Annotated in this window: 18 protein-coding genes; 11 read left to right on the top strand and 7 right to left on the bottom strand. The window is 69.4% G+C overall.

Annotation, left to right across the window (positions count from 1 at the left end):
• Positions 1 to 4 precede the first annotated feature (4 nt).
• Together ACFYRX_RS42385 and ACFYRX_RS42380 are read left to right on the top strand one after the other, a co-directional pair.
• Positions 5 to 1,126, top strand: a complete 1,122-nt coding sequence (locus tag ACFYRX_RS42385) for a hypothetical protein (protein ID WP_389112191.1) — start codon at positions 5 to 7, stop codon at positions 1,124 to 1,126.
• 27 nt (positions 1,127 to 1,153) lie between these two features.
• A complete protein-coding gene (locus tag ACFYRX_RS42380) occupies positions 1,154 to 2,023 on the top strand; it encodes a hypothetical protein (protein WP_389112190.1) in 870 nt (289 codons plus the stop codon).
• A gap of 75 nt (positions 2,024 to 2,098) precedes the next feature.
• Here the strand turns inward: ACFYRX_RS42380 and ACFYRX_RS42375 are convergent, their stop codons facing one another.
• The 5 genes from ACFYRX_RS42375 to eccCa all read right to left on the bottom strand — a co-directional run bounded on the left by ACFYRX_RS42375 (position 2,099) and on the right by eccCa (position 9,085).
• A complete protein-coding gene (locus ACFYRX_RS42375) occupies positions 2,099 to 2,701 on the bottom strand; it encodes a hypothetical protein (RefSeq protein WP_389112188.1) in 603 nt (200 codons plus the stop codon).
• A gap of 20 nt (positions 2,702 to 2,721) precedes the next feature.
• On the bottom strand, positions 2,722 to 3,438 hold the full coding sequence (locus ACFYRX_RS42370; protein ID WP_389112186.1) for a hypothetical protein: 717 nt from the start codon (positions 3,436 to 3,438) through the stop codon (positions 2,722 to 2,724).
• 13 nt (positions 3,439 to 3,451) lie between these two features.
• Positions 3,452 to 4,750: a hypothetical protein gene (locus ACFYRX_RS42365; protein ID WP_389112185.1), complete on the bottom strand. Its 1,299-nt coding sequence runs from the start codon at positions 4,748 to 4,750 to the stop codon at positions 3,452 to 3,454.
• Entirely contained in the window at positions 4,747 to 5,058 is a 312-nt protein-coding gene (locus ACFYRX_RS42360; protein WP_356593824.1) for a hypothetical protein, read from the bottom strand. The genes ACFYRX_RS42365 and ACFYRX_RS42360 overlap by 4 nt, the downstream gene beginning before the upstream one ends.
• An 88-nt stretch (positions 5,059 to 5,146) precedes the next feature.
• Positions 5,147 to 9,085 carry a type VII secretion protein EccCa gene (gene eccCa / locus ACFYRX_RS42355; RefSeq protein WP_389112183.1) on the bottom strand — a complete coding sequence of 1,313 codons (3,939 nt, stop codon included), beginning with the start codon at positions 9,083 to 9,085 and terminating at the stop codon, positions 5,147 to 5,149.
• A 260-nt stretch (positions 9,086 to 9,345) separates the two neighbouring features.
• Here eccCa and eccD point away from each other — a divergent pair, with 260 nt between their 5' ends.
• The 6 genes from eccD (at position 9,346) to ACFYRX_RS42325 (ending at position 16,504) form a co-directional block, all read left to right on the top strand.
• On the top strand, positions 9,346 to 10,809 hold the full coding sequence (gene eccD, locus ACFYRX_RS42350) for a type VII secretion integral membrane protein EccD (protein WP_389112182.1): 1,464 nt from the start codon (positions 9,346 to 9,348) through the stop codon (positions 10,807 to 10,809).
• A 257-nt stretch (positions 10,810 to 11,066) separates the two neighbouring features.
• On the top strand, positions 11,067 to 11,354 hold the full coding sequence (gene rpsO, locus ACFYRX_RS42345) for a 30S ribosomal protein S15 (protein ID WP_007385095.1): 288 nt from the start codon (positions 11,067 to 11,069) through the stop codon (positions 11,352 to 11,354).
• A gap of 312 nt (positions 11,355 to 11,666) precedes the next feature.
• A complete protein-coding gene (locus ACFYRX_RS42340) occupies positions 11,667 to 13,883 on the top strand; it encodes a polyribonucleotide nucleotidyltransferase (RefSeq protein ID WP_389112179.1) in 2,217 nt (738 codons plus the stop codon).
• Entirely contained in the window at positions 13,880 to 15,259 is a 1,380-nt protein-coding gene (locus tag ACFYRX_RS42335; RefSeq protein WP_389112178.1) for a M16 family metallopeptidase, read from the top strand. The genes ACFYRX_RS42340 and ACFYRX_RS42335 overlap by 4 nt, the downstream gene beginning before the upstream one ends.
• A gap of 32 nt (positions 15,260 to 15,291) precedes the next feature.
• Positions 15,292 to 16,044 carry a 4-hydroxy-tetrahydrodipicolinate reductase gene (gene dapB / locus ACFYRX_RS42330; protein ID WP_389112176.1) on the top strand — a complete coding sequence of 251 codons (753 nt, stop codon included), beginning with the start codon at positions 15,292 to 15,294 and terminating at the stop codon, positions 16,042 to 16,044.
• A 7-nt stretch (positions 16,045 to 16,051) separates the two neighbouring features.
• Positions 16,052 to 16,504: a hypothetical protein gene (locus tag ACFYRX_RS42325; RefSeq protein WP_389112174.1), complete on the top strand. Its 453-nt coding sequence runs from the start codon at positions 16,052 to 16,054 to the stop codon at positions 16,502 to 16,504.
• Between the two features lie 67 nt (positions 16,505 to 16,571).
• Here ACFYRX_RS42325 and ACFYRX_RS42320 read toward each other — a convergent pair whose 3' ends face one another.
• Positions 16,572 to 17,126: a hypothetical protein gene (locus tag ACFYRX_RS42320; RefSeq protein WP_389112173.1), complete on the bottom strand. Its 555-nt coding sequence runs from the start codon at positions 17,124 to 17,126 to the stop codon at positions 16,572 to 16,574.
• A 91-nt stretch (positions 17,127 to 17,217) separates the two neighbouring features.
• Complete coding sequence (locus ACFYRX_RS42315; protein WP_389112334.1) at positions 17,218 to 17,457, bottom strand: hypothetical protein; 240 nt, start codon at positions 17,455 to 17,457, stop codon at positions 17,218 to 17,220.
• Positions 17,458 to 17,648: 191 nt separating this feature from the next.
• Between ACFYRX_RS42315 and thyX the strand changes: the two genes are divergently transcribed.
• The 3 genes from thyX to ACFYRX_RS42300 all read left to right on the top strand — a co-directional run bounded on the left by thyX (position 17,649) and on the right by ACFYRX_RS42300 (position 21,345).
• Entirely contained in the window at positions 17,649 to 18,389 is a 741-nt protein-coding gene (gene thyX, locus ACFYRX_RS42310; RefSeq protein ID WP_389112171.1) for an FAD-dependent thymidylate synthase, read from the top strand.
• A 217-nt stretch (positions 18,390 to 18,606) separates the two neighbouring features.
• Positions 18,607 to 19,506: a 4-hydroxy-tetrahydrodipicolinate synthase gene (gene dapA, locus ACFYRX_RS42305; protein WP_389112170.1), complete on the top strand. Its 900-nt coding sequence runs from the start codon at positions 18,607 to 18,609 to the stop codon at positions 19,504 to 19,506.
• A gap of 153 nt (positions 19,507 to 19,659) precedes the next feature.
• Positions 19,660 to 21,345, top strand: coding sequence for a ribonuclease J (locus tag ACFYRX_RS42300; protein WP_389112169.1), 1,686 nt, complete (start codon positions 19,660 to 19,662; stop codon positions 21,343 to 21,345).
• Positions 21,346 to 21,453 lie beyond the last annotated feature (108 nt).

The raw sequence follows: 21,453 nt of genomic DNA, 5'->3' as shown, positions 1-21,453 counted from the left end.
CACCATGACCGAAGTCACCACCGTCATGGCAGACCCCGAGAGCCGGCGCGGCGACCTCCACGTCGGCTGGATCATGCCGCCGTTCTTCCACGAGCTTCCCGTGGACGCGGAGAACGTCGACGAGGCCGGCGACCGGCTCGGCGAACTGGTCACGACGATCCTCGCGGAGGGCAGCGAGGACGATCAGATCACGATGTTCGCCCTCTACCTCCAGATCACCGCTCAACTGGCGGAGGCCGGCGCCGAGTACGCCGGCTTCTGCCTCATGGACATGGACGGGCGCCGGAGCACCGCCACCGTCGCCGTCTACCGCATGTCGCTGGAGAAGATCACGTCAGGCGAGGCGCTGTCGGAGGCCTACTCCACGCTTCGCCGGGCCTATCCCGACGACGACGTCCAGATCAGCACCCTGCCCTCGGGCAGGGGGGACAGCCAGGCCGTCGTGAGGATCGGCGGCGCACCGTTCGTGATCACCGCCGACGCGTCCCCGACCGGGGAACCTCTGGAAGTGCCCCGCGGCCAGATCCAGGTCTACATCCCCCTGCCCAACGACGCCGACATGCTGGTGTTCGAGCTCTCCACGCCCTCCATGGAGGACTGGGACCTCTACTCCGAACTGTTCGCGACGATCGTCCGGACGCTGGACTGGGCCACCGAGGAGGAGGCCGAGATGGCCGCCGCCCTCTCCCAGGCCCAGCCGGTCCCGGACGTGACGCCCGACCAGGCCGTGGTCCAGGAGCTCTACGCCCACTCCAGCCGGATCCTGGACGCCCTCGGCGTGCGCGGTCGGATGGACGAGGGCAACGCGGTGTCCGCGGTCACCTGCGTCGACTGCTGGTCCAGGGGCCTCAGATCGGTGTGCACGGCACGCCATCACTGGCAGATCGACGGGGTCGAGGAAGCGGAGCTGACCGTCGCCCTCGGGCGGCTCGAAGAGACCTTCCGGGGGGAGGGCTGGCTCAAGGTGTCGGGGACACCGGGCCAGAGCGTGTCCCTGGCCGCGGACGGTGACTCCGGGCACCGTGTCAACGTCACGCTGATCTCCGGCCGCCAACGGCTCGTCGTGGAGGTGATCGCTCCCTGCACACGTGTCGTGCGGGGCCCGGTCGACTCCGCCTTCGGATAGAGGCCGACCTGAGGAGGCGGCCGCATCATGGACAACAACCCCAGTGATCTCCTGCCGATCGGCGCGCACGCGCTGTCCGCGGACCCGCGTCTCGCCGACGCGGTACGGCAGGTCGGCAACACCTACGGCTACGACTACTTCGACGACGGATCGGTCAGAAAGACCCTCGCGGAACACGAGGCCGCCCTACGACGGCTCGGGCGCGGGGGACTGGTCTGGGCCGGATCCCTGGCCATCGCAGTCGGCATCGTCTGGCTGGTATGGGTCGCGGCCGGCAAGCCGGACAACATGGCGGTGGCGGCAGCACCCCCGGCGGCCCTGCTGGTACTGGCGCTCGCCGCCTTCGTCCAGGTCAACCTCCAGGGCAGGCGCAAGCTCCGCCACCCCTTCCTGGAGGGATACCGGCACGTCCTCGCGGCGGCGCTGGCGCACGGTGCGCCCGTGACCTACGTGCCCGCCTGGCTGACCGGCCGGGGCGGCGCGGCACTGGACGTGGCCCCGCTGCCGTCGTACGCCACCCCCGTCGGCGGACCGTCCACCAGCGGCGGAGCCACCCCTGTGGCCCCGCCGCCCAAGCCGCCCGAGGTCGAGGAGTATGAGCGGATCGCCGACCACGGCGGCTGGCACGACGAGGCGGGCTGGATCCTCGTCGTCGCCGGAGCCGTCGGCGTGGGCTACGCGGTGGTCAAGGACCTGCCCGCGGCGTACGCCTCGGTACTGCTCATCGCCCTCGGTATCTGGACCTGGCTGGCCGGACACCGTCTCGGCAGGCGCCAGAGGGAACTGTCGGGCGAGGCCCTGCGTTACCTCGACGAGCTGATCAGGTCCCAGGCCGCCGGAGCTCCCGTGCACGAGCTCTCGCCGCCCTTGCGCAAGCTCCTGGACACACGGCTCTGACAGACGGCGCGCATACGACGGTGGCGGCACCCGGGGAGGGTGCCGCCACCGTCGTGTCCGAGACCGCTCAGCCCCTCACCCGACCCGCGCCCCCGCCGCCCTGGCCCGCTCGCGCGCCTCGTCGCTGACACCGCGCTTGCGGGCCGACATCCGGTCGTCCACCGCCGTACGCTGGGCGACCCCGAACAGCCGTCGCGGGCCCGGTACGGCGACCACGCCCAGGAAGCGGGGGTCGCCCGCGAACCAGACCTGGTCGACGTCGCCGGCCTTCACCTTCCGGACCCAGAAGGTGTAACCGCTGCCCAGGAAGCTGCCGTAGCCGAGGGAGACGGTCTTGTCCGGGCGTTCGGGGTCCGTGAAGGAGAAGCGGGTGGTGCCGTTCTTCGCGATCGACGCGGCTCCGGGTACCGACTGCCAGGGGTAGACCTTCAGGACCCGGCGCAGCGACCGGATGCCCAGGACCCTCGCGGTGCTCAGCATGGCCAGGTAGATCAGCACGAACAGGGCCGGGAAGAGGACCCAGAGCGTCCACACCGGTGTCAGCAGCACCGCGTACAGCCAGGCCACGAAGGACCCGAGCGAGAGCACGAAGGCACTGAGCCGGAACGCGGCCGTGCGGCGCCAGGCCCGCCGGGTGGCCGGGTCCTCGTACGCCGTCTTGGTCAGGGGAACGTCCACTGCGTTTGACTCCATCAGGGTCAGCCGAAGACCGCGCGCACGGACGCCTCGACCTCGGACTGGGGGATCCGGGCCTTGAACTCCTCGGGGAGCGGGTTGTCGAAGCTCACCATCTCCGCCATGGCGCGGTGGATGTCACGGTAGTTCTCGCGAGCGTCGACGGCCGTGGTCGTCAACGTGAGGACCGCGAGGTTCCGCCCGTCCGGGAAAGGCAGGTACGCGGTCGCCTCGTACAGGGAACGCTGCCGGGGGTCGGCCTCCGCAGGCAACTCCACCAACGCCTCGGTGAACGCGCCGGGCCCGCAGGGCAGATCCACCACGGCGACCGGCAGCGCGTTCTTCCGCGCGGTCGCCGCCTGCGCCGCCGCCAGCTTGGGCGGGGCCCAGGGGATCTCGCGCCGGGCCAGCATCACGACGGACTCCAGCATGGCGCCGTCGTCCCCCTCGTGGGCGCCGATGGCGAAGCTCACCACGCCTTCCCGCCGCATCTGAGAGGTCAGGGCCTGTGCCTGGGCGAGCTGTTCCAGGAAGCCCGCCTGCTGCTCCTGGGGGACCAGTTCGAGGAGCGACTGGACCGCCTCGACCACCCTCGCGCCCTCGGGAGACTCCGGATCGGCGAAGAGGTCGCGGAAGGGGACCTCCACATAGCCGGGCGCGAGCGCGAACCACAGGTCGCAGCCGCGCTCCATGGCCGACTCGTCGATGGCGTACTCGAACTCGTCCGCGTCGTCGGTCATGAGTTCCACTCCTTCAGTGTGTCGCGCCGAACAGGATCTTCAGCGTCTTCAGGGCGGTGGCACCATGGCCGGCCCCGTCGAAACTGCCGGCCCGGACACCGTCCGCCCCGGTCGCCGCGTTCTCCGCGACGGGGTTCTTGATCTCGTCCCACATGTTCTTGGCCACGCCGTACGTCCCGGTGAGCGCACCCGCGCCGGAGACCGAGACGTCGATGATCCTCGCCGCCGCGGACGGGTCGGCTGCGCCCTTCACCAGCCAGGTGGTGAGCGGGTTCTCGGCCGCGTGGATGCGCTGCGCGGCCAGCCACGTCTTACCGCCCGCGCTGCTCAGCTTCTCGCCCAGGGTGAGCACCTCAGCACCGGCGCTCGCCGACCGCGCGGCCCCGTTGACCCCGCGTGCGACGGCACCGACGCCCGGCACCATGCCGAGGGTGTCGCCGACCACGCCCACCGCGTTGCTCCAGAAGTCCGCGTCGAACTCCCCCTTGGTGAAGCCGTCCTTGAGGGAGGCCCGCACCACCGGGTTCGACAACCGGCTGATCAGCGTCGCCGCGCTCGCCGCCGCCGCGACCAGCAGGAGGATGGGGCCGACCGGCACGGCGAAGAAGAGCGCCGCGAGGCCCGCGATGGCGGCGATCGTGCCGAGGATGTCGGTGAGGTTGTCGCCGACCCAGTCCATGGCCTTCTCGAACCAGTTCGGCTCCTCGGGCGCCAGCTTGTCGGTGGAGTCCCGCAGCACCCGCGCCTTGCCGCGGGCGTCGGTGCCGTGCTCCTCCTGGAGCTCCTGCGCCTTCCTGACGACGTCGCCGTAGGCGGTCCTGGCGTTGGTCACCGCCTCGCGTGCCCTGGTGAGTTCCTCGGTCGCCCGGTCCAGCCGCGCCTGCGCGTTCCTCAGCTCGGCGTCGTCCGTGAACGTCCTGCCCGCCAGCTTGAGGTCGGGGTTCGCGGAGGCGGTCTTCTCCTGGCCCTCCGCGGTGTCGATCCTCCCCTTCGCGTCCTTCGCGTCGCCGTCGAGGGCCCGCGCCCGCTGCTGGTAGCCGTCGAGCGCCTTGTGCCAGTCGGCCAGCGCGGTGGCCGCCCTGGTGATGGAGGCGTGGGCGTTCTTCAGGTTCGTCGGCAGCGCCCCGTCGAGCTGCTCGCGGAAGGCGACCGCCGCGTCGCCCTCCCAGTCGCCGCCCGACCGCAGGTTCTCGATCATCTTGTGGGCGTCGGAGATGGTCTGCGCCGACTTCTGGAGCCGTGACGTCAGTTCGGACACGACCGACACGCTGCCCGGTGCCGGGTCGAAGCCCAGCGAGGGATAGGTGGTCACTTGCCGCCTCCCTGTGCCGCCGCCTTGCGGAAGCCCTCTTCGAGGGCGTGGTCGACCTCGTCGTAGTTGGCCTTGCTCTGGCCCACACTGTCCGCGAACTTCCCGGTCAGCTCCGCGATCTGCTCGGAGCCGTACTTCCAGTGCTCGTGGAACTCGGCGCAGGCGTCGTCCAGCTCCTTGGTGCCGATGCCCTCCGCGGACACGTCCTGCATCCACTTGCGGACGTTGTCCAGCTCGGCCTTCGCGTCCTCCAACGTCTTTCTGAACCGCCCGAGTTCGGCGGTGTCGGTCTTGAAATAGTCCGTCACGATCTCTCTCCCCGTTCGACACGTTTCTTCACAAGAACAAAGGGAGGCGGGCCGCAGACACGGCCCGCCTCCCTCGCCGAGCCGCTACTCAGCTCTCCGGCAGATATCCCGTCTGGACGAGCTGGCCGCTCGACCGGCGCGAGATGAACTGGCCACGGCCCTGCGGCTGCGGAGTGGCCTTGATGTTGTTGAACACCGGGCCCTCCGACGGGTCGCCGGACAGCACGATGCCCTGCGCGCCGAGCTCCTTGATCCGGGTGAGGACCGGCTCGAAGGACGAACGCGAGGCACCGGAGGTGGTGCGGGCCAGGATGATGCGCAGGCCCAGGTCACGCGCGAACGGCAGGTACTCCATGAGCACCGACATCGGGTTGCCCATCGACGTGGCGACGAGGTCGTAGTCGTCGATGAAGATGAACGCGTCGGGCTCGTTGTACCAACTGCGGTTGCGCAGCTGGTCCGGCGTCACGTCCGGACCCGGCATACGGCGGCTCATCGAGCCGGCCAGCGACTCCATGACCTCCTGGAGCTGCGGCCCCGAGGCGCAGTACTTGTACATGTGGCTCTCGGGCACCTGACCGAGCAGCGCGCGCCGGAAGTCCGAGACCACGAACAGCGCCTTGTTGGTGGCGTACCGCTCCGAGATCTGCTTGGCGATGAACCGCAGCAGCGAGGACTTGCCGGACTCGCTCTCGCCGTAGATGACGAACAGCGGGTCGGTCTCGAAGTCCACGAACACCGGCGAGAGGGTGAGCTCGTCGACGCCGACCGCGATGCCGCGGTTGCCGAAGTCGCCGCCGCCGGGCAGTTCGGACGCGTGCAGCATCGTCGGCAGCATCCGCACCTTCGGCGCCTGCGGGCCCTGCCAGGCGTTGTTGACGCTCTGCACGAGGCTCGCCATGCCGTCGGCGAGGTCCTCCACCGCGGTCGACCCGTCGATCCGGGGGGTGGCGGCGAGGTAGTCCAGCTTGTCCGGGGACAGACCTCGCCCGGGCTTGCCCATCGGCACGTTCTCGGCCCGCTTGCGGTCGAACTCCGACTCCATCGCGTCACCGAGCCGCAGTTCGAGCCGGCTCAGGATCTGGTCGCGCAGCGCCGGGCGCATCTCGGTGTACCGGGTCGCGGTGATGATCAGGTGAACACCGAAACCGAGACCGCGGGTCGCGATGTCGGCGATCACCGGGTCGAGCATCTCGTAGTCGTTCTTGAACGTCGCCCAGCCGTCGATGATGAGGAAGACGTCGCCCCACTGCTGGTCGGGGTAGTGCCCCTGCGCCCGCCGGGAGCGGTAGGTGTTCATGGAGTCGATGCTCTTGGAGCGGAAGAACTCCTCACGGGCGTTGAGGATCCCGTGCACCTCCGCGACCGTACGGCGGACCTTCTCCTGGTCCAGCCGGGAGGCCGCGCCGCCCATGTGGGCCAGGTTCTCCAGCGCGAGCATGCCGCCGCCGCCGAAGTCGAGGGCGTAGAACTGCACTTCGGCCGGGGTGTGGGTGAGCGCGAACGACGTGATCATCGTGCGCACGAGCGTCGACTTGCCGGACTGCGGGCCACCCACGATCAGCGCGTGACCTGCGGCACCCGACAGGTCCGCGTACATCACGTCGCGGCGCTGCTCGAAGGGCTTGTCGACCAGGCCGACCGGCACGGTCAGCTTGCTCTGGGCGTGGTAGCCCTCGGCGTGCAGACCACGCTCCGGGCTGACGCCCAGGACGGGCAGCACCTGGTCGAGGCTGAACGGCTCGTCCAGCGGCGGCAGCCACACCTGGTGGGCGGGCGGACCCTGACCGTCCAGCCGGCTGACGATGACGTCGAGAACGGTGTCGGCGAGCGCGTCGTCGACCTGGTTGGTGCGGGTCTCCGGCTCCGGATCGGCGAGGATCCGCACCGGCACCGGCGCGGCGGTGAACAGCACGGGGGAGCGGTCGATCCGGCCGCCGCCCTGCGCCGTCGGCCCGTTCGACCGGTAGGTGCCCGACACGTACGCGGCCTTGAACTGCACCATCGTCTCGGTGTCGTACTTGAGGATGCCCGCGCCGGGCACGTTCGGCAGGTGGTAGGCGTCGGGCACACCGATCGCCGTACGGGACTCGGCCGCCGAGAAGGTGCGCAGACCGATGCGGTACGACAGGAAGGTGTCCAGGCCGCGCAGCTTGCCCTCCTCGAGGCGCTGCGAGGCGAGCAGCATGTGCACACCCAGCGAACGGCCGATACGGCCGATCTGGATGAACATCTCGATGAAGTCCGGCTTGGCGGCGAGCAGTTCGCTGAACTCGTCGATGATCAGGACGAGCGAGGGCAGCGGGTCCAGGGCGGCGCCGGCGGCGCGCGCCTTCTCGTAGTCGGTGATGTTCTGGTAGTTGCCCGCCTGCCGCAACAGCTCCTGACGGCGGTTCAGTTCACCCGTGATGGAGTCACGCATACGGTCCACGAGCGTGAGCTCGTCGGCCAGGTTGGTGATCACCGCGGAGACGTGCGGCATGTTGCCCATGCCGGTGAAGGTGGCACCACCCTTGAAGTCCGCGAGGACGAAGTTGAGCGTCTCGGACGAGTGGGTGACCGCGAGGCCGAGCACGAGGGTGCGCAGCAGTTCCGACTTACCGGAACCGGTGGCGCCGACGCACAGGCCGTGCGGGCCCATGCCCTCCTGCGAGGCCTCCTTGAGGTCCAGCATGACCGGCTCGCCACTCGAGCCGAGACCGATCGGGACCCGCAGCCGTTCGTGCAGTGTGCGCGGCCGCCAGGTGCGCGAGACGTCGACGCCCGCCGCGTCACCGATCTGCATGAGGTCGGTGAAGTCCAGGTTCGCGAGCAGCGGTTCGTCGGCGTCGGCGGCACCCAGCCGCAGCGGCGCCAGCTGGCGGGCCAGCGACTCCGCCTGCGCCTGCGACAGGACGTCGGGGGTGCCGGTGAAGACACCCGTGCCCGCCTCCAGCTCCATGCTGTCGGGCCACACCCGCACCGACAGCGAGCCGCGGTCCTCGCCGAGTTCACCGGGCACCACCTCGACGATGGTCACGCCCTGCAGGCCCTCCGCCGAGGCGAGGACCGAGTCCGCGGGTACACCGCCGCCGTCCAGGACGACGACCACGTGCGGCTGGTCCAGGACCGGCGAGCCGTCCCGGGTCCAGCGGGGGCGGCCCTCCAGCTGGTGGGCGATCATCTCCTCCAGCTCGCCGAGATCGAAGCAGAGCAGACGCCGGGTACCGGCACCGTCGGACTCCTTGTGCTGCATGTGCGGCAGCCACTTGGTCCACTCCCAGTCCACCGCCGCGCCCGGCGAGGCCACGACCGCGATCAGCACGTCGTCGGGGGAGTGCAGCGACGCCAACTGGCCGACCACGGAACGGGTCTGGCCGTAGACCGTCTCGGCGTCCCCGGAGATCGTCACGTGGTAGAAGGAGCGCAGCCCGATGGCCAGCGGGAGTTCACCGAGCGTGCCGTAGCTCGCGATGAACTGCTGCATGGCGTGGGCGGTGAGCGGCTCCAGCTCGTCCACCGGCGCGGTGTCGGGAGCGACCAGCGGAGTCGCCAGCTGCTGCGGGCCGAGGCCGATGCGCACCTGGGCGAAGTCCGGGTCCGTGGAACGCCGTTCCCACAGCCGCGACCCCTCGGCGACCAGCGCCCACAGCTGCTCCGGCGCCGGGTGCAGGTAGTACTGGGCGTCGCGCTGCTTGTGCACGGTGCGCCGCACCTCGCGCCGCTTCTGCGCCAGGTACTTGAGGTAGTCGCGACGGGCCTCGGCCATCTGACCCGACGGCCCCTTGCGGGCCCGCACGATCTGGGCGACCAGCATCGCGACCGTGGAGACCATCATGAGCCCGCCCATGATCTTCATGAAGCCCTGGGCCCCGGGCATGAAGAAGAACGCCGCCGACGAACCCATGCCCAGCATGGGCAGCAGGTTCATCAGCAGGCTGTCGTCCTCGGTACGAGGGAGTTCGGGAGGTGACTCGAGCTTGACCTCCTCACTCGGCACCTCCGGCGGGTATACCCGCGGCGGGCGCTTGACGATGACGACGCTCACCGATCCACCAGTCCTTCACGCAATCGCAATGTCGAACCGCCCCCGTCGTGACGGCCCCCGTATGTTCGTCGACTCATGGGGCTTTGCCAACGCATGAGTCGGGCGCTGATCCTACTGTTCTGCGGGGCCGTTGAGCCGGGAGGGGATGGGGAGATGCCGCGAGAGGACGGTAGGGTGACGCTCCAAACGAAGCGCGGAGCGGGTTTCGCCCTGGCAAACCGCGACGAATCACCGAGTACTGGACTAGGGGGAACCGTCAGGTGAGTACGGTTTCAGCAACCGGATTCTGCCGGGTCACGGTGGCGGCACCGAACAGCCGGATCGACGTGGCACTTCCCGAGGACGTGCCGCTCTCTGACGTATACCCGGAGATCCTGCGGCTGTCGGGGCAGACGCCCGAGGAGGCCGCGCCCACCGGGTACAACCTCGTACGCAGGGACGGTTCCGTCCTCGACGACGGGCGCTCGCTCGCCGAACAGCAGATACGCGATGGTGAATTGCTGCTCCTGCGGCCGTTCGCGGACTCGCTGCCGCCCGCCGTCTTCGACGACGTCGTGGACGCCGTGGCCGCCGTGGTCGAGGCCGACCGGCGCAGTTGGAACGACAACATGATGCGGGTCGTCGGCCTGACCGCCGGCACGCTTCTGCTGACCATGATGGCGCTGGCGCTGTGGTTCTCGGAGCCGCTCCGCCACGACATGCACGGCCTGCCGGGCGTCATCGCGGGCGTCACCGGAGTCATCCTCGTGGCGCTCGCGTCCGTACGGGCCCGGGTCTACGACGACCACCACGCGGCCGTGGCCCTCGGCCTCGCCTCGCTGCCCCACCTGATGGTCGGCGGCTCCGGCGTCATGGGCCTCGACGCGGGCGAGGGCCCGGGACGTCTGAACCTCCTCGTCGGCTTCGCCGCCGTCCTCGTCGCCGCGGTGCTGCTCGTCCTGATGCTGCCCCAGAAGGACGCGCCCTTCATCGCCGCCGCGTTCGGCGCCGGCATCGGAGTGCTCGCCACCTTCGCCGCGATCGTCTCCGAGGCCGAGCCGCGTGAGAGCGCCGCGGTCACCGCCGTGGTCATGGTCGCCGTCATCGGCTTCCTGCCCGGCTGGTCCGCCCGCTTCTCCCGGCTCCCGATCGGCTTCCGCTCGCCCGACCAGATCGCCAAGCGCGGGCGCGCCGAGGACCAGCAGGAGCAGGAGCCGGTCGACTACCAGCTCATCACCGACCAGGCCCGCCGCGGCCACGAACTGCTGCTCGGCCTCGTCGGCGGCTGCGCGGTCACCGGTGTCGCCTCCGCCGGTGTGGTGCTCGGCTTCTCCACCAGCGGCTGGGCCCAGCTGCTCTCGCTGGCCGCCGGCCTCGCCATGCTGATGCGGGCCCGGCTCTTCCTGTACACGTCCCAGGTCGTGACCCTGATGATCTCGGGCATCATCACCGTCAGCCTGCTGGTCCTCGGCCTCGCCCTGAACCCGCCGGCCGACATCATGGAAGAGCTCATCTACAACCACAACCACGCGCCGCTGGACATCCGCACCGTCTGGCTCTCCGCCGCGGTCGCGTTCGGCGCCATGCTCCTTGTGGCCGTAGCCCTGATCGTGCCGCGCAAGGGCGTGACCCCGTTCTGGGGCCGCATGCTCGATCTGAGCGAGGGCGCGGTGCTCCTCTCGCTCGTCCCGCTCTGCCTCGCGGTCCTCGACCTCTACGCGGCGGCCCGCGGCATGACCAGCTGACGCCCGTACCGGCCAGTTGACAGCGGCTGTCACCCACATGGGTGGCAGCCGCTGCGTCATGTGTACGACGTAGGCATGGACCGGGGCACTGCCGCGGGGCTGATACCCTGGCTGACGGCCGTTTGTGTACGCACCCCCGGAGCCGCTCGCCCCGGAGGCCGCGCCCGACGGATCCCCGCCTCCCGAGTTACGGAAGCTCCCCTGAGAAGTGGACCAGGGGCACTCGGTGGCTACCCAACAGACTACGAGGAGTACGCGTGTCGCTCGACGCCGCTACGAAGAAGCAGATCATGACCGAGTTCGGCCAGAAGGAGGGCGACACCGGCTCCCCCGAGGTCCAGGTCGCGATGCTCTCGCGCCGTATCTCGGACCTGACCGAGCACCTCAAGACCCACAAGCACGACCACCACTCCCGTCGTGGTCTGCTGATCCTGGTCGGTCAGCGCCGTCGCCTTCTCCAGTACCTGGCGAAGAAGGACATCCAGCGCTTCCGTGCGCTGGTCGACCGCCTCGGCATCCGCCGCGGTGCGGCGGGCGCCAAGTAGGACGCCGTGAAGGGAGCGGTTCCCGAAACGATCGGGGACCGCTCCCTTTGCCGTACGCGCGGAAACGTGCGCAGTGTCACACCCGCTTTGTAGTGTGGTAGCACAACGCAGCATCACGCAGTATCACGAGGAGAAGTGCACCTCGCCGCCGCCGGTCCTCGGTAGTGGCCCCCGGGCGGTAGGAACCCCGGGTGCTTCGATCGAAGACCGGCCCGCACCAGACGGAGCGCTTCTCCGCGCATGTCCCCCCGCCACACGGGCGGATCGGGACAAAAGACGAAACGCAGACGAAAAGTAACGGAGAAAACGCTAGTGGAGAACGAGACCCACTACGCCGAGGCCGTCATCGACAACGGCTCCTTCGGCACCCGCACCATCCGCTTCGAGACGGGCCGCCTGGCCAAGCAGGCCGCCGGCTCCGCCGTGGCGTACCTGGACGACGACACCATGGTGCTGTCGGCCACTACCGCTTCCAAGAAGCCCAAGGAAAACCTGGACTTCTTCCCCCTCACGGTGGACGTCGAGGAGCGGATGTACGCCGCCGGCAAGATCCCCGGCAGCTTCTTCCGCCGTGAGGGCCGTCCCTCCGAGGACGCCATCCTCACGTGCCGCCTGATCGACCGCCCGCTGCGCCCGTCCTTCAAGAAGGGCCTGCGCAACGAGATCCAGGTCGTCGCCACGATCATGGCGCTCAACCCCGACCACCTGTACGACGTCGTGGCGATCAACGCCGCCTCCGCGTCCACCCAGCTGGCCGGTCTGCCCTTCTCCGGCCCGATCGGCGGCGTCCGCGTCGCGCTGATCAACGGCCAGTGGGTCGCCTTCCCGACGCACTCCGAGCTCGAGGACGCCGTCTTTGACATGGTCGTCGCGGGCCGCGCCCTGGAGGACGGCGACGTCGCGATCATGATGGTCGAGGCGGAGGCCACCGAGAAGACCATCCAGCTGGTCGCGGGCGGCGCCGAGGCGCCGACCGAGGAGGTCGTCGCCGCCGGTCTGGACGCCGCGAAGCCCTTCATCAAGGTGCTCTGCAGGGCCCAGGCCGACCTCGCCGCCAAGGCCGCCAAGCCGACCGGTGAGTTCCCGGTCTTCCTCGACTACCAGGACGACGTCCTGGAGGCCCTGACGGCCGCGGTCAAGAGCGAGCTCTCCCAGGCGCTCACCATCGCCGGCAAGCAGGACCGCGAGGCCGAGCTGGACCGCGTCAAGGAGATCGCCGCCGAGAAGCTGCTCCCGCAGTTCGAGGGCCGCGAGAAGGAGATCTCCGCCGCGTACCGCTCGCTGACCAAGTCCCTGGTCCGTGAGCGCGTCATCAAGGACAAGGTCCGCATCGACGGCCGTGGCGTCACGGACATCCGTACGCTGGCCGCCGAGGTCGAGGCCATCCCGCGCGTGCACGGCTCGGCGCTCTTCGAGCGTGGCGAGACCCAGATCCTGGGCGTCACCACCCTCAACATGCTCCGGATGGAGCAGCAGCTGGACACCCTCTCCCCGGTGACCCGCAAGCGCTACATGCACAACTACAACTTCCCGCCGTACTCCGTCGGCGAGACCGGCCGCGTGGGCTCCCCCAAGCGCCGCGAGATCGGCCACGGCGCCCTCGCCGAGCGCGCCATCGTGCCGGTCCTGCCGACGCGCGAGGAGTTCCCCTACGCGATCCGTCAGGTGTCCGAGGCCCTCGGCTCCAACGGCTCGACGTCCATGGGCTCGGTCTGCGCCTCCACCATGTCGCTGCTGAACGCCGGTGTGCCCCTCAAGGCCCCCGTCGCCGGTATCGCCATGGGCCTGATCTCCCAGGAGATCAACGGCGAGACCCACTACGTCGCCCTCACCGACATCCTCGGTGCGGAGGACGCCTTCGGCGACATGGACTTCAAGGTCGCCGGCACCAAGGAGTTCGTGACCGCCCTCCAGCTCGACACCAAGCTGGACGGCATCCCCGCCTCCGTCCTGGCCGCCGCTCTCAAGCAGGCCCGTGACGCCCGCCTCCACATCCTCGACGTGATGATGGAAGCGATCGACACGCCGGACGAGATGTCCCCCAACGCCCCGCGGATCATCACCGTCAAGATCCCCGTGGACAAGATCGGCGAGGTCATCGGCCCGAAGGGCAAGATGATCAACCAGATCCAGGAGGACACCGGCGCCGAGATCACGATCGAGGACGACGGCACCATCTACATCGGTGCCCAGGTCGGCTCGCAGGCCGAGGCGGCCCGCGCGACGATCAACTCGATCGCGAACCCGACCATGCCGGAGGTCGGCGAGCGCTACCTGGGCACGGTCGTCAAGACGACCACCTTCGGCGCGTTCGTCTCGCTGCTCCCGGGCAAGGACGGTCTGCTGCACATCTCGCAGATCCGCAAGCTCGCCGGCGGCAAGCGCGTGGAGAACGTCGAGGACGTCCTCGGCGTGGGCGCCAAGGTCCAGGTCGAGATCGCCGAGATCGACTCCCGCGGCAAGCTCTCCCTCATCCCCGTGATCGAGGGCGAGGGCGACGAAGAGAAGAAGGACGACACCGACCAGTGACGTCGACCAGCTCCACGGCGACGGCCCGCACCTCCTCGGAGGCGCGGGCCGTCGCCCGTACCCAAACCCTCATCCGGGGCACCAACGGCATCGGCACGGTCCGCAAGACCACCCTCCCGGGCGGCCTGCGCATCGTCACCGAGACGCTGCCCTCGGTCCGCTCCGCGACCTTCGGCATCTGGGCGCACGTGGGCTCCCGTGACGAGACACCGTCCCTCAACGGCGCCACGCACTACCTGGAGCACCTCCTCTTCAAGGGCACGTCGAAGCGCAGCGCGCTGGACATCTCCTCCGCCGTCGACGCGGTCGGCGGCGAGATGAACGCGTTCACGGCGAAGGAGTACACGTGCTACTACGCGCGCGTGCTCGACACCGACCTGCCCCTCGCCATCGACGTCGTCTGCGACATGCTGACCGGCTCGCTGATCCGCGAAGAGGACGTCAACGTCGAGCGCGGCGCGATCCTCGAAGAGATCGCCATGACCGAGGACGACCCGGGCGACGGTGTGCACGACCTGTTCGCGCGCACCATGTTCGGCGACAACCCCCTCGGCCGTCCGGTCCTCGGCACCGTCGACACCGTCAACGCCCTCACCGCCGACCGCATCCGCCGCTTCTACAAGAAGCACTACGACCCCACGCACCTGGTGGTCGCGGCCGCCGGCAACGTCGACCACGACAAGGTCGTACGACAGGTCCGGGCCGCCTTCGAGAAGGCCGGCGCCTTCAGGAACCCCGAGGCCACGCCCATCGCCCCGCGCGAGGGCGTGCGCACCCTGCGTGCCGCGGGCCGCGTCGAGCTGATCGGCCGCAAGACCGAGCAGGCCCACGTCGTCCTCGGCATGCCCGGCCTCGCCCGCACCGACGAGCGCCGCTGGGCCCTCGGCGTGCTCAACACCGCGCTCGGCGGCGGCATGTCGTCCCGGCTCTTCCAGGAGGTCAGGGAGAAGCGCGGGCTGGCCTACAGCGTCTACTCGTACACCTCCGGCTTCGCAGACTGCGGCCTGTTCGGCGTGTACGCCGGCTGCCGGCCCTCGCAGGTGCACGACGTGCTGAAGATCTGCCGCGACGAACTCGACCAGGTCGCCGCGAACGGCCTCTCGGACGACGAGATCGGCCGCGCCATCGGCCAGCTCCGGGGCTCCACGGTCCTGGGCCTGGAGGACACGGGCGCGCTGATGAACCGCATCGGCAAGAGCGAGCTGTGCTGGGGCGAGCAGATGTCCGTCGACGACATGCTGACCCGGATAGCGTCGGTCACCCCGGACGATGTCCGCGCGGTCGCCCGCGAGATCCTGGGGCGGCGCCCGTCGCTGTCGGTCATCGGCCCGCTGAAGGACAAGCAGGCGGCCCGACTGCACGAGGCCGTTGCCTGATCCCCTCGCAAACCCCGGTTAGGAAGCAAGAGATGAGCAAGCTGCGCGTGGCCGTCCTCGGTGCGAAGGGCCGCATCGGTTCCGAGGCGGTGCGGGCCGTCGAGGCGGCCGAGGACATGGAGCTGGTGGCCGCCCTCGGCCGCGGCGACAAGCTGGAGACCCTCGCCGGGGCCGGCGCCCAGGTCGTGGTCGAACTGACCACTCCCGCCTCGGTGATGGACAACCTCGAGTACTGCGTCGGCCACGGCATCCACGCCGTCGTCGGCACCACGGGCTGGACCGACGAGCGCCTCACGAAGCTGAAGGGCTGGCTGTACGCCTCCGCGGAGACGGGCGTCCTCATCGCGCCCAACTTCTCCATCGGCGCCGTGCTGAACATGAAGTTCGCGCAGATCGCCGCGCCGTACTTCGAGTCGGTGGAGGTCATCGAGCTGCACCACCCGAAGAAGGTCGACGCCCCTTCGGGCACCGCCACTCGCACGGCCCAGCTCATCGCCTCGGCCCGCGCCGAGGCGGGTACGGCTCAGGCACCGGACGCCACGGAGACGGCCCTGGACGGCGCGCGGGGCGCGGACGTCGACGGGATCCCCGTCCACTCCGTCCGCCTGCGCGGACTGCTGGCCCACCAGGAGGTCCTGCTGGGCGGCGAGGGCGAGACACTGACCATCCGCCACGACTCCCTCCACCACAGCAGCTTCATGCCGGGCATCCTGCTCGGCGCGCGCCGTGTGGTGACCACCCCGGGCCTGACCTTCGGCCTGGAAAACTTCCTGGACCTGGGCTGACACCGTCATGCGAGCCAAGCTGTCCTACGCCGTCACGGCCGCCGTCCTGCTCGTCTACTTCGTGCTGGTCGGCAGCCGCGGCGTCATGCTCATCCAGTCCGGCACACTCCTGACGGTCACCTTCGGCGTCGCGGTGCTGATCCTGCCGGTGATCGGACTGTGGTTCCTGTGGAAGAACACCCAGTTCGTCCGCAGGGCCAACGCCCTGGCCGCCGAGCTCGACGCCGAGGGCGGCCTGCCCGTCGACGAGCTGAAGCGCACGCCCGCCGGACGGATCGACCGTGACTCGGCCGACGAGGTCTTCGCCAAGCGCAAGGCCGAGACCGAGGCGGCCCCCGACGACTGGCGCAGTTGGTTCCGCCTCGCGATCGCCTATCACGACGCCCGCGACACCCCGCGCGCCCGCAAGGCGATGCAGCGCGCGATAGCCCTGCACGACGGCAGGACGATCGAGGCCTGACCGCACGTACGCCGAAGGGGCCGGCCCGCATCTGCAGCGGACCGGCCCCTCCGGCATACGTGACGTGTCAGCCCCGCCGGTACTCCGCCGCCCAGGCCTCCACCGTGTCCGCGGCCCGGTCGAACGCCTCGCCGCGCGCCAGGAAGTCCGCGTTGTGCGAGGTCAGCAGCGGCCCCTCGGCCTCCGGCGACCGGCCCTGCCGTACGACGGTGAGGGCCTGCCCCTGAACCGTGCGCGGCAGTCCGAGCCAGCGCACCGGCTGCTGTGCCGTCCGCACGGTGACAACCTGCTCCCAGGACACCGTCCGGGTGAGGAGGAAGCCCACCCGACGCACTCCGCGGGCGCTCACCCACACCCCCATGCGCAGCAGCCGCAGCGCGCCGACGATGACGAGCCCCGCGATGCCGAGCACCACACCGGCCTCGGACGGCGAGTCGGTGAGCGCGATGATCACCGCGGCGAACAGCACGTACGAGGCGAGCAGCAGAAGGAGTGCGGCCACTCCCACCCGCCACGGGCCGGGCCGGTAGGGGCGCCGCCAGCGGTCACGGTCGTCGAACGGCAAGGCGACGTCGTCCGTCGTCTCGAATGCGCGGTCGGCCGTCAGGAAGGGCAGGGGCACGGCGGGTCCTCACTCGATCCATGCGGTGGGCTGTGCCCGGTGAGGTTATCCGCCGCTGTCCCCGCGAGCCACCTTTGGGGGCGCGGTCGAGTCAGTGTCCCTGGGACGCCTGCGACTGCTGTGTCTGCGAGGGAGGTTGATCCTGCGACAGCGCAGGCATGCCTATGAGCAGGGAGCCCACGAGTCCGGCGACGATGGTGAGTCCCATCAGCCAGCGCCCGGCCATCTCACCGGCGGACGCCCTCTGCGGGGGTGGAGGAGTGACATTGCTGCGGAACCTGTCGGCTTCGGCGAGAAAGGCGAACGGTACGGGTTCGCGCCGACGCAACAGCATGGGGGTGCTTCTCCCTTCGGGGGTCGAACTTCGGGATCGAACGAATCGCTGCTGTCTGTACAGACGAGCGACTGCCGCAAAAGGTGCCCGTTTTCGCCGACTTGACTCGGGCACGGCAGTGAAAGTCCCGTTTGGTGGGCCGTAGAGTGTCGTCGCCACCGAACGAGCAGGGAAGGACCCCCCGAACCGTGACCCCCACCCCCGACGACGATTTCAAGATCGAGCTGCGCGACGACGTCACCGTCGAACTGGTCAAGCACAGCGCGGCCGACTCCGACGTGCTGTTCGCCGCCAGGGTGTCGACCGTCGGAGAGCAGTCCCTGGAAGAGCTGAGCAAGGACCCTGAGCGCTCCAAGGGCCTGATCAACTACCTCATGCGGGACCGGCACGGCAGCCCGTTCGAGCACAACTCCATGACCTTCTTCATCAGCGCCCCGATCCTCGTGTTCCGCGAGTTCATGCGGCACCGCGTGGGCTGGTCGTACAACGAGGAGTCCGGCCGCTACCGCGAGCTCCAGCCCGTCTTCTACGTCCCCGGTCCCGACCGCAAGCTCGTCCAGCAGGGCCGCCCCGGCAAGTACGTCTTCGTCGAGGGCACCCCGGAGCAGCACGCGTCCGTCGGAAGCGCCATGGAGGAGTCGTACCGCCAGGCGTACCGCGCCTACCAGGACATGCTCGCGCAGGGTGTCGCCCGCGAGGTCGCCCGTTCGGTCCTGCCCGTCGGCCTGTTCTCCTCGATGTACGCCACCTGCAACGCCCGCTCGCTCATGCACTTCCTCGGCCTGCGCACCCAGCACGAGCAGGCGAAGGTGCCGTCCTTCCCGCAGCGGGAGATCGAGATGGTGGGCGAGAAGATGGAAGCGGAGTGGGCCGCGCTCATGCCGCTCACGCACGCAGCCTTCAACGCGAATGGCCGCGTCGCGCCGTAACGGACGTGGACGCCTGTTTCCCCGTAGGGCACAGATGTACGGGCCCACCGTGCGAAGTGTCCGTATTGCGGCATTTGGAGAAGTTCATCTAGCCTGATCAAACGGACCCGGCACTGCTTGAACCCCCGAGCAGGCAGTGCCGGGTTCCATCTTTGTCCTGACTTTTCCCGCCCCCCTAGGGCAGACCCCGCCTTGAGCAACGAGTAGCGTGTTCCCCATGGCTCCGACCTCCACTCCGCAGACCCCCTTCGGGCGGGTCCTCACCGCCATGGTCACGCCTTTCACGGCGGACGGCGCACTCGACCTCGACGGCGCCCAGCGGCTCGCCACCCACCTGGTGGACGCAGGCAACGACGGCCTGATCATCAACGGAACCACCGGTGAGTCCCCGACCACCAGTGACGCGGAGAAATCGGATCTCGTACGAGCCGTGCTGGAGGCGGTCGGCGACCGCGCCCACGTGGTCGCAGGTGTCGGCACCAACGACACCCACCACAGCGTCGAGCTCGCCCGCGCCGCCGAGAAGACCGGCGCACACGGCCTGCTGATCGTGACGCCGTACTACAACAAGCCCCCGCAGGAGGGCCTGTACCGGCACTTCAAGGCAGTCGCCGACGCCGCCGAACTGCCCGTCATGCTCTACGACATCCCCGGCCGCAGCGGTGTCCCGATCAGCTCCGAGACCCTGGTCCGCCTCGCCGAGCACCCGCGGATCGTCGCCAACAAGGACGCCAAGGGCGACCTCGGCCGCGCCAGCTGGGCCATCGCCCGCTCCGGTCTCGCCTGGTACTCCGGCGACGACATGCTGAACCTCCCGCTGCTCTCCGTGGGCGCGGTCGGCTTCGTCTCGGTCGTCGGCCATGTGGTCACCCCGGACCTGCGCGCCCTGGTCGAGGCGTTCGTCTCCGGCGACGTCCAGAAGGCCACCGAGATCCACCAGAAGCTGCTTCCGGTCTACACGGGCATGTTCCGCACCCAGGGTGTGATGACGACCAAGGCGGCGCTCGCGCTGCAGGGCCTGCCCGCAGGCCCGCTGCGCGCTCCCATGGTCGAGCTCTCGCCCGAGGAGATCGAGCAGCTCAAGATCGATCTTGCTGCCGGCGGGGTACAGCTCTAACACCAGACTTCGCGCGCCCGGCGCGCAAACGGACTCAACAACTGAATACGCGGGCCACCGGTGCCCGCACCACCATGACAACTGCTGAACGCACGAACGTCACGCACGCCACGTGCCCCACCGGTACGTGGCGTGCGTGGTGAGGAGAGTCTTTTGAGCCATCCGCATCCTGAACTGGCCCCGCCCCCGCCGCTCGCCGAAGGCGGCCTGCGGGTCACCCCACTCGGCGGTCTCGGCGAGATCGGCCGAAACATGACGGTCTTCGAGTACGGCGGCCGTCTGCTGATCGTCGACTGCGGCGTGCTCTTCCCCGAGGAGGAGCAACCCGGAATCGACCTGATCCTGCCGGACTTCTCGTCTGTCCGGGACCGCCTCGACGACATCGAGGGCATCGTCCTCACACACGGCCACGAGGACCACATCGGCGGCGTCCCCTATCTCCTCCGGGAGAAGCCGGACATCCCGCTGATCGGCTCCAAGCTGACCCTCGCGCTCATCGAGGCCAAGCTCCAGGAGCACCGCATCCGCCCGTACACCCTCGAGGTGGTCGAGGGGCAGCGCGAGCGCATCGGCCCCTTCGACTGCGAGTTCGTCGCGGTCAACCACTCCATCCCCGACGCCCTGGCCGTCGCCATCCGCACTCCCGCGGGCATGGTGGTGCACACGGGCGACTTCAAGATGGACCAGCTCCCACTGGACGGCAGGCTCACCGACCTGCACGCGTTCGCGCGCCTGAGCGAGGAAGGCATCGACCTCCTCCTCGCGGACTCGACGAACGCCGAGGTTCCGGGCTTCGTTCCGCCCGAGAAGGAGATCTCGAACGTCCTGCGGCAGGTCTTCGGCAGCGCCCGCAAGCGGATCATCGTGGCGAGCTTCGCCAGCCACGTCCACCGCATCCAGCAGATCTTGGACGCGGCCCATGAGCACGGCCGAAGGGTCGCCTTCGTCGGTCGCTCGATGGTCCGCAACATGGGCATCGCACGGGACCTCGGCTACCTGAAGGTCCCCCCGGGCCTGGTGGTCGACGTCAAGACGCTCGACGACCTCCCGGATCACCAGGTGGTCCTGGTCTGCACGGGCTCCCAGGGCGAACCCATGGCGGCCCTGTCCCGCATGGCCAACCGCGATCACCAGATCCGGATCGTCCAGGGCGACACGGTCATCCTCGCGTCCTCCCTGATCCCGGGGAACGAGAACGCGGTCTACCGCGTGATCAACGGCCTGACCCGCTGGGGTGCCAACGTCGTCCACAAGGGCAACGCCAAGGTGCACGTCTCGGGCCACGCGTCCGCCGGCGAGCTCCTGTACTTCTACAACATCTGCCGGCCGAAGAACCTGATGCCGGTCCACGGCGAATGGCGACACCTGCGTGCGAACGCCGAGCTGGGCGCCCTGACCGGCGTCCCGCACGACCGGATCGTCATCGCCGAGGACGGTGTGGTCGTCGACCTCGTCGAGGGCAAGGCGAAGATCGCGGGCAAGGTCCAGGCGGGTTACGTCTACGTCGACGGCCTCTCGGTCGGCGATGTGGGCGAGCCGGCCCTCAAGGACCGCAAGATCCTCGGAGACGAGGGCATCATCTCGGTCTTCCTGGTCGTCGACTCGTCCACCGGGAAGATCACGGGCGGCCCGCACATCCAGGCGCGCGGCTCGGGCATCGAGGACTCGGCGTTCGGCGACGTGATCCCGAGGATCACCGAGGTCCTGGAGCGCTCGGCCCAGGACGGTGTGGTCGAACCGCACCAGCTGCAGCAGCTGGTGCGACGGACCCTGGGCAAGTGGGTCTCCGACACGTATCGCCGCAGGCCGATGATCCTCCCGGTGGTGGTGGAGGTCTGACGGATCGTCGGACAGCCGTCCGAGTGAACCAGGAGCGGGGGGGGGGGGGGGGGGGGGAAAATAAGCTAAAATATGATTTTAGGGGAAGCGGCCAACAGCGGCGCGGGC

The sequence above is a fragment of the Streptomyces sp. NPDC005374 genome (genome assembly GCF_042872225.1).
Classification (GTDB): Bacteria; Actinomycetota; Actinomycetes; order Streptomycetales; family Streptomycetaceae; genus Streptomyces.
Note: the sequence above shows the minus strand (reverse complement) of the source record. Positions and strands in the feature narration are given on the sequence as shown.